Source organism: Enorma massiliensis phI (genome assembly GCF_000311845.1).
Lineage (GTDB): Bacteria > Actinomycetota > Coriobacteriia > Coriobacteriales > Coriobacteriaceae > Enorma > Enorma massiliensis.
The window spans coordinates 603,226-616,017 of record NZ_HE978575.1 but is presented as its reverse complement, the minus strand read 5'-3'; the positions used below and the strand labels follow the sequence as shown (position 1 = coordinate 616,017).

The window sequence follows — 12,792 nt, the reverse complement described above, 5'->3', positions numbered from 1 at the left end:
ACGCGCCGTGCGGACATGCTCGCGCGAGAAGCGCAGTGCCCGAAACGATGGAACCTAGCCGGCAGGATGTACCATGCTCAGCATGCGAGCAGATAGCGCGTCTCGTACGGAACGAGCTCGAGTACACCGCTCAGCGCAACCGCGCCGGCCGCCGAGGCGCCGTCCGCTAAGAGGTCGCGGAAGCTGCCGTTAAGCTCACCGGCTTGCACCGAAGCCGGCTGCCCGGAAGCGTTCACGGCAACGAGCACGCGCTCGCCGGGCTGACCGTCCCAGCCCTCCGCCACGCGCTCGAACAGCAGCTGCTCGCTTGCAATCTGCACGTTGCGATAGCTTCCGTAGCAGAGCGCACGGGCACCGGGCGCGAGCGCGCCCCGCTCGTCACGGCCGGTGCGCGCGCCGATAAGGCGGCCGACCCACGCCGTAAGCTCGTTGGGCGCGGGCTCGTCGAAGGCGGGGCGCAGGGCCCAATCGTCACCGCCGCCCTTCTGCCCTTCTTGGCCCCACTCGCTCCCGTAATACACGCATGGGATGCCCGGCATGCCAAACAGCAGCCCGTATGCTGGCCGAATGCAGCCCGGATCGCTCAAGATGCTTGCCAGGCGCGAAACGTCGTGGTTGTCGGCGAACGACAGCAGGTGCAGCCCTCGGTAGATGCACCACGGGTCCCCGCCGAACTGACGGTGCAGCGAATGGGCAATCTCGAACATGTTGTGGGAGTTAAAGCTCGAATACAGCCCTTTGTAGCACTCGTAGTTGGTGCAGGAATGCAGCATGGAATCGTTCACGATCTGGCTGTAGTCGCCGTGGAGTGTCTCGCCGATGAGCACGAACGACGCATCGCCTGGAACGCCGCCGGCTACGGGCGTTGCCGAAAGCTCGTTCGCGACCTCGCGCAGCCTCCGAATGAAATCGTGATCGAGCGAGTAGGCCACATCGAGACGCAGCCCGTCGATGCCGAACTCCTCACGCCAGGTGCGCACGCACTGGATGAGGTGGTCGACCACCTGGGGATTGCGGAGGTTGAGCTTCACCAGCTCGAAATGACCCTCCCAGCCCTCGTACCAGAAGCCATCTCCATAGGCGGAGTCGCCATCGAAGTTCGTAATGAACCAATCGCGATAGGCGGAATCCCACCCATGCTCGCGCACGTCTCGAAACGCCCAGAACTCGCGCCCCACATGGTTGAACACGGCGTCGAGCACCACACGGATGCCGTGGGCATGGAGCTCTGCGACCACCGCAGCGAGATCGTCGTTCGTACCAAGGCGGCAGTCGACCGTCGTGAGGTCGCGCGTGTCGTAGCCGTGCGCAGAGGACTCGAAAACCGGGTTCAGGAGCACTGCGCCAACACCGAGCTCCTCAAGATAGCTCGCCCAGCTGGCCACGCGCCCGATGCGCGAAACGCAGACGCCATCGTTCTCGCGCGGCGCACCGCAGAATCCGAGCGGGTAAATCTGGTAGAACGTGCTCTCATATGCCCACATGTCCGCACTCCTTACAATCGCCTCATGGGATATGGCGGCAGGATTTCGCCCTATGCCGTCGGGAACCATGGCGGCGAGCGACTTCGTCCCGCAACCAGGACGGCCTGATTTGACAATATGTCAATTATGCATCATCGACGGGCGAGGCACCAGCGGAAGAGCACGCTTCGCAGGACGCAAGGGGAGGGCAGCCAACTCCGGCTCGTGGTTGCCGGACGCAAAGAGAGGGCCACCGAGGGTCACTCGGGTTTTGACGGGCGATTTTGGGACAACACGCTCAGGCGAAAGCAACTTTTGGGCACTTCGAGCGCATGAAGCTGAGTAGCACGGACAATAGAACGAACAAAAGCCCAGGAAACAAGGGGTGCTCAGTGAGTCGCTACTCAGCGTCCCCCTCAAGAAGTGCCCAAAAGTTGAAACCAAGCTGCCCAGCGGGCTCCTCGCACCGTGTATCCCGCCCGTACGCCCGTACAGCGAGCCGGTTGTGGTGCCATCCGCGCAGTGGGCAACAGCGGAACAGGCAACGACCCGCGCCTCGGCGCGGGAGGTGCCTCGCACTTCATAAATAGAGGCCCCCAACAGAAAAGAGGCCGGAGCTTGGCCCCGGCCTCCCATTCGCATGCAAGCTGTTGCGAGCTGCTACTCCTCGACCAGCTCAAACTGATCCGGACCGACGCCGCACACGGGGCAGACGTAGTCCTCGGGGAGCTCGGGGGTATCGACCTCGACCTCGTAACCGCACACAACACACACGAACTTATAGGTCTTCTTCTCGTCGCTCATGTGAATCCATCCTTTCATCGGGCCGGTGTACTTCGTGCCGGCGTATTGCGAGTATAACCCGCAGGGCCCATCTGCATACCCGTTTTTGAGAACTCATCCGAATACCAAAATGTTATTCGATTGATGGCATACCGATGGTCCGGCACAGGCGCATGAGCAAGCGGGCACGCAAGCACGCCGGCGGCGGGATGTGCCAGCAGCCGATCACGCGGAGCAAGGACCGCGCACCGCTTGGCGCAATCTCGCCCAAAAGCCTATGAAACTCCTCGTATCCGCCTATCCCTGATATGACGAAGCCTTGGGCGGCGTCTTGCCCTTGAGCACGGCATGGTAGTAACCATAGGTAAGCGGCTCTTCACTCGAAAGGCGCTCGGCATCCACCACGTCACCGATGAACAAGAAGTGCGTGCCAACATCCACCGTCTCAACAAGGTTGCACGCGAAAAGCGCGCAGGCGTGCTGCGGGGAATACGGGCTCCCCACCGCAGAGGTCTCGCAGCCGTACTTCTCAAACTTGTCGTAATCTGCGCTCGTGCGGAACCCGAAGTTCCCGATGTAGGGCATGTCGGCCGTTTGATCGATAGCCGTCACCGTGAACGCACCCGCCTTGGCAATCACGCCGGCGGTGACGTTTTCCTTGTTGACCGCCACCGAAATCCTCGGCGGCGTTGCCGTGACCTGCACGGCCGTATTGATCACGCATCCCGCCTTCTGGCCATCTGCCTCGGCGGACACCACATAGAGCCCGGACGTCATCGTGAAGAAAGCGGTCAAATCCATACATGCCCCTCTCGTGTAACGGGGCACGGACAACGTGCCCCTTCGCACCAGTCTAAGGCCCGCAGCACAACCGTGGAGGGATGATTCGGCCAGCGGCCTGCGCGCAGGAGGCGCGCACACTTTGCCCGCGCGCAGCCTGCGCACGCGCTTTTTCCGAGCGCAGCAGGCGGCCCACACCGTACCCACAACGCGGCGCGTCCAAGGCCCGCTAGCGGCTACGCTCCTTGAGGGCGCGCTCGATCTCGCGTTGCATGTCGCGCTTTGCCATGTCCTCGCGCTTGTCATAGAGCTTCTTGCCGCGGCCGAGCCCCAGCATGAGTTTCACGCGCCCCTGGTCGTTGAAGTAGAGCTCGAGGGGGACGAGCGCGTAACCGCGCGTGCGCAGCTTCTGGTCAAGATGGTCGATCTCCTTGCGATGCAGCAAGAGCTTGCGTCGGCGATCGGGGTCGCGGTTGAAAATCGAGCCATGGCTGTACGGGTGGATGTGAGCGCCCATGAGCCAGCATTCGCCACCTCGAATGAGCGCGAAGGTGTCGCTGATCTGGCAGCCTCGCTCGCGCAGGCTTTTGACCTCGGTGCCCGAGAGCTCCACGCCGCATTCATAGGTTTCCTCGATGAAATACTCATGGTGCGCGGAACGGTTCTTCGCGATGAGCTTCCGCTCCCTACGACTCGGCATCGGGGCCTCCATCCTCGTTTTCCGCTGCCGCAGGGCCCGCCTGCGCGCTCGCCGCCATCACGGCATCAACGACCTCGCCCTCGCTAGCCGGCGCGTTGTCACCGGAATGCTCCGCCGCCAGCTCCGCGTCCGTTTCACGAATCAGCTGGATGAGCGCCTTTGCCGCATCCTCGCCAACCAGGTCGCGGGCGCGCAGGGTGTATCGAGTCGCCTCGTTGCGGTCGCCCTCCTGCGCGGCATCGGTAGCGCACATGAGCAGGCAGATAGCGATCTCGGCGTTCGGATCGGCTTCGAAGCCCTGCTCTTCGAGGGCGCGGGCCGCCTCTTCCTCGCTCGCATTTGCCTCCTCCGGAGCTTCGGTCATGAGGCGCTGCATGAGGGAGAGCGTCTGCCGCTCGCCGGGAGCATACGCCGCCGCGCGGCGCGCGAACCCCGAGGCGAGCATCTTCTCATCCTTATCGAGGAAGAACAGTCCCAGACCCGCGCACGCGCGCCCGAAGAGCTTGGCATCTGCCGCACGCGCGAGCACGGAGTAGTTGAGCGCCGCCCACTCGCGCGCATCGCCGAGCACGCGGTACAGCTCGGCAAGGTCGAGCCGGTAGGCGCAGTTCATCGGATTCCAGCGCACCGCCTGCTTGAGGGCATCGCGGGCGAGCGCGTACTCCTGCTGCTGGATATAGACGAAGGCGAGGTCCGAGTACACCCGGTCGAACGGAATCGGCGCCTGCTGGATGGTGCGCGGGTCTTTCTCAACCCGGCGATATGCCAGAAGCTCGAATGAATCGGAAAACGTGAAGTACTGAATATGGTCGGTCGCACGGCACACGCGCTCCGCATAGTCCTCGATGGCGTCGCGCATCTCCAAAAGCGCGGGCAAGGCGCTCTCAACATCTCCCTGACCGAGGAAGTTCTCTACGTGCTGGATGTCCTCCAGGCTTACGGACAGGTCCATTGGTCCTCCAAAAAACTTGCATCGAGCGGCGCATGCGGCCGCCCGGCGTACTCGCTGCTTCGCTTCAGTGTAGCGCACGCGGTGAGGTGACGAGTGCCAGATCGAGATGGCCGCGCGCGGGATTGACCGAGACCACCTCGACGATCACCCGGTTGCCGGGGCGCACGGTGCGGCCGCTCACCGACCCCACGAGCGCAAGCTGGCGCCCGTCGAAATCAAACCACTCATCTCCCAGGTCACGAAGGTGGATGAGCCCCTCGGCCTGCGTATCGTCTATGCGGGCGAAGGCGCCCATCTCGCTCACCCAGCTGATGACCGCATGGTACTGCTCGCCGATGCGCTCGCCATAATACCGCGCAACCTCGACCTTCTGCGAGGCATGAGCCGCAGCGTCGGCGATGCGCTCGCGCTCGCTGCACGCCCTGCAGAGCGCGGGGAGCACGGCATCGAGCCCCTCCCGCCCAGCGCCCGCCAGACGCGGAGCGCGCTCGCGGACCTCGCGTGCGCCCAGACGCTCCCGGGCAAGGGCGAGCTTGAGCGTGCGGTGCACAATCAGATCAGGATAGCGCCGGATGGGGCTCGTAAAGTGGCAGTATGCCTCGGCTCCAAGCGCATTGTGCCCCTCGTTGTCTGGCCGATAGACCGCACGCTGCATGGCACGCAGCAGCAGAGCGTTCACCAGCTCAAAGACCGATGTTCCCGCCGCCTCGTTGATGGCACGGCGCATGGCTTCCTGGCTGCCTGCGGAGATGGCAAGGCCGAGCGTCCTGTCGATGACGCCGAGCTCCACGAGGGCAGATGCCGCGCCCTGAAGGTGATCGGGGTCCGGAGCATCGTGCACGCGGAATGCGCTCGCAACGCCGCACCGCGTCAGGTATGCCGCAACGCACTCGTTCGCAAGGAGCATCGCCTCCTCGACAAGGCTCGTCGCGGCGGTCCGTTTGCGGCACGTGAGCTCGTAGGGCCTCCCCGCTTCGTCGAGAAGCGCGTGAACTTCTACGGTATCGAAGTCGAGCGCGCCCCGTCGTTCGCGAACCGTGCGGCGCAGCCGCGCAAGATCGTCCGCCGCGCGCAGCACCTCGACAAGATCCGCTCCCTCAGCTGCCACATGCGCAAGCTTCCGAGCAAGGGCGCTGTCAGGGCCGCCCTCGGCCGCAGCGGCCTCCCCGGCCTCCAGAAGCCTATCCGCCTCGCCGTAGGCCAGGCGCACGCGGGAGCGAATGACGCTCGGGTACATGCGCGCACCCTGCACGCGCCCGCGGGCATCGAGGCTGATATCGACCGTCATGGCAAGCCGGTCCTCATCGGGCCGAAGCGAACAGAGGTCGTTGCACAGCCGCTCGGGAAGCATGGGCAGCACGCGGTCGGCGAGATACACCGACGTGCCGCGGCGCCGCGCTTCAAGATCGATGGAGCTTCCCCACGCAACGTAGTGCGACACGTCCGCGATGTGCACGCCGAGCTCGAAACCGCCCGCAGGCGTGCGCTCAATCGAGATGGCGTCGTCGAAATCCCGCGCGTCGACGGGATCGATGGTGAAGGCGAAGCGGTTTCGCACATCGCGCCGAAGCGGATCGGCGAGCGCGCCCTCGATATCTTGGACAAGCTCTGACGCTGCGCGCTCGGGCTCCTCAGGATAGCCGTCCTCAAGATCGAAACGAGCCATAACGCACTGGATGCCCAGGTCGGCAGCATCCTCGCCACCGATGCGGCGCTCGATGGTCACGACACCCGACTCGTAACGCGACGGATAGGAAACGATGCGAGCGCGAACGATGTCGCCCACCTGCACCCCTGCATCGCGCGCGGAGCGGTCGTGCGGAAGTATGAAGAAGTCGGCTTTGATGCGCGTATCGAGCGGATGAACGGCGCCGAGCGGGCCCGCTTCGGCGTAGGTGCCCACGATGGAAGCAGCCGCGCGCTCAATCACGCTCTCCACCGTGACGCGCTTGCCACCCTCACCGCGCTGTACGCTCACGGCCACAACGTCGCCGTCCATGACCTCGCGCAACGCGCGACCAGCCAGCTTGAGCGACCCTTCGGCTGTCTCGACGAACCCGTGCCGTTCGGTAAGGCGAACCGTGCCCGTCAGGCTCGGACGCCGCTCGCGCCGCACCGGCGAACGCCGCCCGCGCCCCGAACGCTTTCGGCCCATATCCCCTCACCTACCTCCATCCAAAAGGAGAACATCAGCACCGCTGATGTTCTCACACACTTCTACCCCACTGCCCCAAGGTACCCAAGGTGTAGCCCATAACCTTTACAGGGAAGGCCGGCCTTTCCTCGCGCGCGATTCCGCAGGAGTTCAGCAAAAGCTGAACTCCGAGGACCAGCGCGAGAGGAAAGACCGGCCTTCCACTCGTGACCATTCTTGAGCTACACCTTGAGATACCGCCGCATCGCGATGGCGGAACCAAAGAGACCGATGACCAGGCCGACCAGAATCAACGCGCCGTAGGTCATGAGGTACACCTCGAGCGGAATCTCGAACTGCCACCAGCTCACCATGTTCATGACGCGCGGCATGAGGAAGTTGCGGACGAGCTCCAGCACGCCAATGGAAAGCAGCGCGCCAAGGAGCGCCTGCAACACGCCCTCGGTCACGAACGGCCCGCGAATGAAGCCGTTCGAGGCGCCCACCAAGCGCATGATGGCGATCTCGCGCCGGCGCGCCGTGATGGAGAGGCGAATCGTGTTGTTGATGAAGATGAACGCGATGAAGGTAAGCAGCGCCACGAGCACGATGCAGGCGATGCGGATGTAGCCCGTCACCTGGAACAGACGGCCCACCATCTCCTGGCTGTACTGCACGCTCTCGTCAACATCGCCGTTATCGGCCATGGCCTGGAAGTCCGTATCTTCCTTGATGCGGTTGGCCATGTCCTCAACCTGCGAAGAATCCTCCATCACGACCTCGAACGAGCGAGGCAGCGGGTTCTCGCCGTCGAGCGCGGCAATCGTCGAATCGGCGCTCGACGACATGCTGCGCCAATCCTCCAGCGCGTCGTCCTTCGACTTGAAGTTGACGCTCTGAACGTTCTGCCAGCTCTCAAGCTTCTCTTGGAACGCCTGTACCTCGTCGTCGGATGCATCGTCCGAAATGAAGACGTTGATGGTCACCGTGTCCTCGATGGTGCCGATGGCAGACGTAACGAGCGCCGAGCCCACGATGAAGAGGCCGATGATAAAGAGCGACAGGAAGATGGTGATGACCGCACCGAACGACGTGGTCCAGTTGCGGAAGAAGTGGCTGAATGCCTCGCGGAGCGAGTAGCCGATGTTAGAGGGCGCCATAGTTGCCGTAGCCTCCCCTCTCCTGGTCGCGCACGACGTGGCCGGCCTCGAGCGCGATCACGCGCCGGTGCATGGAGTCGACCATCTCGCGGTCGTGCGTCGCAACGATTACCGTGGTCCCCGTGCGGTTGATGCGCTCGAGGAGCTTCATGATGCCCAGCGAGATCGCCGGGTCGAGATTGCCCGTAGGCTCGTCGCAGATGAGCAGCGGCGGGCGGTTGACCATGGCGCGCGCAACGTTCACGCGCTGCTGCTCGCCACCGGAAAGCTGGTCGGGCGTGGAGTTCATCTGCTCCGCCAAGCCCACCAGTCGCAGCACCTCGGGCACCTGCGCGCGGATGACACCGCGCGGCTTGCCGATGCACTCGAGCGCGAAGGCCACGTTCTCGTACGCGGTCTTGTTGGGCAGGAGACGGAAGTCCTGGAACACGATGCCCATCTGGCGGCGCAGGTAGGGCACCTTGCGGTTGCGGATGCGGGTGAGGTCCTGCCCGGCGACCATGACGCGGCCCTGGGTGGGCTTGACCTCGCGCATGATGGTGCGCAGCAGGGTGGACTTACCCGAGCCGGAGTGGCCCACCAAGAAGACGAACTCACCCGGATAGATCTCGATGTTGACATCCTCGAGCGCGGGCTTGTTGGGCTGCGCCGGGTAGATCTTGGTCACGTGCTCCATCGCGATCACCGGGTCGACGCCCGCCTCGCGCGCCATCTTCTTGCGCGATTCCTGCACCGGCGCGAACACCTGCGTGAAATCAGAGCTCTGAAGCGCGGTGTCGAGGGTCGCGACCTCATGGGCCTGGTCGGCAGTCACCTCGGGTTCGGGAGCCGCCATGGGATCCGGGATCTGAGGCAGCTGGGAGCTTAGATCGCCTTGCGGCGCAGGTGCGTCCAGAGGCGACGGCACGCCCGCAAGCGCATCCGCAGAAGCGGGGGCTGCGAAGTCGTTGTTCGCCGGTTGGTAGCCAAACGGGTCAATGGTTGGTTCAGAGACGCTGTCCTGGGCGGCATAGGCCGCGGGTTGCGCGTACGCCTGCTCGGCAGGCGCGGCGCCGAACAGGGCGTCCTCGTTCGCATCGGCGCCTGCTGCAAAGCGCGAACCGGTCTGCCCCTCGGATTGCCCCTCGTACGAGGTGGAATACGCAAAATGGGAGGCCGTCTGCGGCTCTGTTTGGCGCGGAGCGTCCTGCCCTTCATCGGGTTTACGGAAGTGGTTGCCCACTGTTGCTCCTTCAAGTCGTGCGTTTTATCTACATGCGCGATTTATTGTACCAGCAAGCGCCACCGCACACAGAAAAGGCGTAGAGGAGCTGTGCCCCCGCGAGGCGGTGGCGTACAACGCTAAGCGGGGCGAGCGCACAGCCGGCACTCACCCCGCCCCACACGCCCGCACGCGGGCGGGCGGCATATCGCTAGCCGTTTACTTACCCAGCACCTCGCACACACGGGCGGCGATACCTGCGGCATCAAGACCATAGTAGGCAAGAAGCTCGGCCGCATCGCCGGACTGGCCGAAGGTCGTGAGCCCTAGGCGCGTCACCGGCACGGGGTGCTTCTCGCCGAGCAACTCGGCCACGGCGGAACCCATGCCACCATAGATGCTGTGCTCCTCGACCGTCAGCACGCGCCCGGTCTTTGCCGCGGAGGCGATGATCGTCTCCTCGTCGAGCGGCTTCACGCTCATGACGTCCACGACCTCGGCCGAGATGCCCTCAGCGGCCAGCACGTCAGCCGCCGCAAGCGCCTGCGCGACCTCCACGCCGCACGCCATGATGGAGATGTCCGAGCCCTCGCGCAGCACGTTGGCGAAGGCGACGTCGCAGGTGAAGCCCTCGTCATAGACCTCGGGCAAGGGCTCCCGCCCTAGGCGCACATAGAAGGGGCCGGGCGTTGCCGCAGCCAGGCGAATCGCAGCCACGGCGCTCGCGTAATCCGCCGGCACGAGCACACGCATGCCCGGCAGCACGCGCATGAGGGCGATGTCCTCGAGCGCCTGGTGGGTCGCGCCGTCCGCGCCCACGGTAATGCCCGCGTGCGTGGGGCAGATCTTCACGTTCAAGCCCGAATCGCACACGGTGTTGCGGATCTGCTCCCAGCAACGTCCGGTGCCGAACACCGCAAACGAGCCGGTAAACACCGTGCGCCCGGTGAGCGCCAGGCCCGAGGCCACGCCGATCATGTTCTGCTCGGCGATGCCCACGTCAAAGAGGCGGTCGGGATAGGCCGCTCCGAACTTAGCAGTCGTCGTGGAGCCGCAGAGATCGGCGTCCACGGCCATGATGTCCATGCCCTCGTCGACGAGCTTGATGAGCGTCTCGCCGAACGCGGCGCGCGTCGCTTTCGCCATGACCTACGCCTCCTTCTGCGCGGCGAGGAGCTCCTCGTACGCGGCATCGATCTCTGCAATGGCCTGCGCGGCCTCCTCATGCGTGGGCGCCACACCGTGCCAGCTGGCCTGGTCTTCCATGAAGGAGACGCCCTTGCCCTTTACCGTCGAGGCGATGATGATGGCCGGCTTGCCCGTCACCGCGATGGCCTCGTTGAGCGCGCGGTGCATGTCGGCGACATCATGACCGTCCGCCGCAATGACCTCCCAGCCAAAGGCAGCAAACTTATCCGCGACGGGCTCGATGCCGTTAACGTCGCTCACATGGCCATCGATCTGCAGGTTGTTGCTGTCGAGAATCGCCACGAGGTTGTCGATGTGCTGGTGCGCGGCGAACATGGCCGCCTCCCAGTTCTCACCCTCCTGGAGCTCGCCATCGCCCGTGAGCACGAACACGCGCTTGGGGTCTCCACCGTCGCGCGCGGCGTCGGCCCGGAAGCCGAGCGCAATGCCGCATGCTACGGAAAGGCCTTGGCCAAGCGAGCCAGTGCAGACCTCCACGCCCGGGCATGCATGGCAGTCGGGATGCCCCTGCAGGCGCGACCCCATATGACGGAGCGTCTTGAGCTCGTCATGCTCGAGATACCCGATCTGGGCGAGCGCCGCGTACAGAATGGGGGCGGCATGACCCTTCGAGAGCACGAAGCGATCGCGCTCCGGATTCTCGGCATCCTGGGCGTCGTAGCCCATCACGCCGGAGAAAAAGAGCGTTGCCACGATGTCCGCCGCCGAAAGCGACCCGCCCGGATGCCCGGAGCCCGCCGCCTCGAGCATCTCGACGACATCGCGCCGCATCCGGTTGGCGATGAGGGCAACCTGCGCGTCGTCGTGTGCGCAAGCGCTTCTCAACTGTTCTGTTGCCATGTCCGTCCCTTCAAAGAGAAGTCCCCCTAAGACTCGTTCATCATAACAGGTGGAAGGCGGTAACTGGAGGCTGCAAACACCGTCGCGAAAACTGCACCAGCGGTGGCACGCGAAATGAACCCGTGCCCGCATATGTGGCCGCAACCCGCCGGACGCCCGGCTCACAGACGGGCCAGACGCAGCTTCGCATGCATGGGGTTTACCCATCTGCTTTGGGGGCCTGACGAAATCCGATCCTTTGGCACGAGTTTTGTTCGCATCATCTACCTGCAGAATTGCATTATTACTGCAGGTAGATTGCGTTCTCTCTTTTGAAAAAACTAGCCTCAAAGGATCGAATTAATATGAGCCGCGTCAGTAGGAAACCAATCCATGCATATTAATGCCGCCAGATTGCATATTACGCCCCATCGACGACGCGGCGGGACGCTCAGCGGACGCCGGACCCAGCCGCGCTACGCAGAAAAATCCTTGAAACCGTAACCGATGGCTTCGCTCACGTCGGTGATCATGATGATGGCGTTGGGGTCGTACTCATGCACGATGGTCTTGATGATGGGGATCTCGCTCTTGCTCATGATAAGCAAGATGACCGGCCGCTCGGTTCCGGTATACCCGCCGCGCGCCATGAGCTCGGTGCAGCCGCGGTCCATCGTCGTAAAAATCGCCCCCTTGATGTTCTCCCACTCGTCCGACACGATGAAGGCCGCACGCTGGCGGTTGCCGCCATCGACCACCGCATCGATCACGTAGCCGGAAAGCACCATAGAAAGCGCTGCATACAACGCCTGGATGAGCGAAAACACCGGCGCCGAGGCCGCGCACACCGCCACGTCGATCACCATGACCGTCGCGCCCACGGGCAACGATGTCTTGCGCGAAATGATCTGTGCGATGGTATCCGAGCCGCCTGTGTTGGTGCCGGCGCGGAACACGAGGCCATAGCCAAGCCCCGAGATGATGCCTCCCCACAGCGCGGAGAGCATGAGGTCGTTCGCCGCGTCGGCGAAGGTCTCGGCCAGGGGCACGAAGAGGTCGGTAAAGAAGCCGAAGAGCACGAAACCCGTGATGGTGCGCACCGCATAACGTACGCCGCCCGTGCGCATCACGAAAAGCAGCAACACGATATTGAAGACGATCGTCTGCAAGCCCACCGGCAGATAGAAACCGTTGCGCCGGGCGAGCTCGGAGAGGATGGTGGCAAGACCGGTGAGACCGCCCGCAGCGAGGCCGTTGGGCACCATGAAGATGTCTACCGCGAGCGCAGCGATGGCGCAGCCCGCCACGACGAGGGGCAGGTCGCGCACGAAGCGCGAACGGATGAGTTCGGTAAGGTTGACGCGCGAGATATTCACCCGAGAGGCCATGGGCCCGTTCCTTTCTGCGCACGGCGCACGCGGACCAACCGGGCCGCCTCGCACCGCCGTACCCTAACAGGCGCATGACGTTGAGTTTTCCGCTGGCTATGGTAGCACGTCAACCGTTCGTTCACACGGATGCCGCAATGTCGTGGACCAAGAAGGGCCGAGAGCGTGCATTCGTTCCACTTTTGGGAACATCTATTTCGCTT

General features: G+C 63.9%; 11 protein-coding genes. All 11 read right to left on the bottom strand.

All coding sequences use genetic code 11. From position 1 onward, the window contains the following. Positions 1–77: 77 nt before the first annotated feature. Complete coding sequence (locus HGEM_RS09330) at positions 78–1,484, bottom strand: alpha-amylase family glycosyl hydrolase (protein ID WP_019129172.1); 1,407 nt, start codon at positions 1,482–1,484, stop codon at positions 78–80. Positions 1,485–2,123: 639 nt separating this feature from the next. Continuing rightward, complete coding sequence (locus tag HGEM_RS09325) at positions 2,124–2,267, bottom strand: rubredoxin-like domain-containing protein (RefSeq protein ID WP_019129171.1); 144 nt, start codon at positions 2,265–2,267, stop codon at positions 2,124–2,126. 276 nt (positions 2,268–2,543) lie between these two features. Then, positions 2,544–3,047 carry a flavin reductase family protein gene (locus HGEM_RS09320; RefSeq protein WP_019129170.1) on the bottom strand — a complete coding sequence of 168 codons (504 nt, stop codon included), beginning with the start codon at positions 3,045–3,047 and terminating at the stop codon, positions 2,544–2,546. A gap of 208 nt (positions 3,048–3,255) precedes the next feature. After that, positions 3,256–3,726, bottom strand: coding sequence for an SsrA-binding protein SmpB (smpB, locus tag HGEM_RS09315; RefSeq protein ID WP_019129169.1), 471 nt, complete (start codon positions 3,724–3,726; stop codon positions 3,256–3,258). After that, complete coding sequence (locus tag HGEM_RS09310) at positions 3,713–4,678, bottom strand: hypothetical protein (RefSeq protein ID WP_019129168.1); 966 nt, start codon at positions 4,676–4,678, stop codon at positions 3,713–3,715. Before HGEM_RS09310 ends, smpB begins: the two co-directional genes overlap by 14 nt. A gap of 64 nt (positions 4,679–4,742) precedes the next feature. Next, the gene (locus HGEM_RS09305; protein ID WP_019129167.1) at positions 4,743–6,833 is read right to left on the bottom strand and encodes a ribonuclease R family protein; all 2,091 of its coding nucleotides are present in this window, start codon (positions 6,831–6,833) and stop codon (positions 4,743–4,745) included. A 221-nt stretch (positions 6,834–7,054) separates the two neighbouring features. Continuing rightward, entirely contained in the window at positions 7,055–7,972 is a 918-nt protein-coding gene (ftsX, locus tag HGEM_RS09300; RefSeq protein WP_019129166.1) for a permease-like cell division protein FtsX, read from the bottom strand. Further along, the gene (gene ftsE, locus HGEM_RS09295; RefSeq protein WP_019129165.1) at positions 7,959–9,194 is read right to left on the bottom strand and encodes a cell division ATP-binding protein FtsE; all 1,236 of its coding nucleotides are present in this window, start codon (positions 9,192–9,194) and stop codon (positions 7,959–7,961) included. Before ftsE ends, ftsX begins: the two co-directional genes overlap by 14 nt. A 198-nt stretch (positions 9,195–9,392) precedes the next feature. Next, entirely contained in the window at positions 9,393–10,319 is a 927-nt protein-coding gene (locus HGEM_RS09290) for a transketolase family protein (RefSeq protein WP_019129164.1), read from the bottom strand. A gap of 3 nt (positions 10,320–10,322) precedes the next feature. Further along, entirely contained in the window at positions 10,323–11,222 is a 900-nt protein-coding gene (locus HGEM_RS09285; RefSeq protein ID WP_019129163.1) for a transketolase, read from the bottom strand. 455 nt (positions 11,223–11,677) lie between these two features. Then, positions 11,678–12,589 (bottom strand): YitT family protein, encoded by a 912-nt coding sequence (locus HGEM_RS09280; protein WP_019129162.1) that lies wholly within the window; start codon positions 12,587–12,589, stop codon positions 11,678–11,680. Between the last annotated feature and the right edge of the window lie 203 nt (positions 12,590–12,792).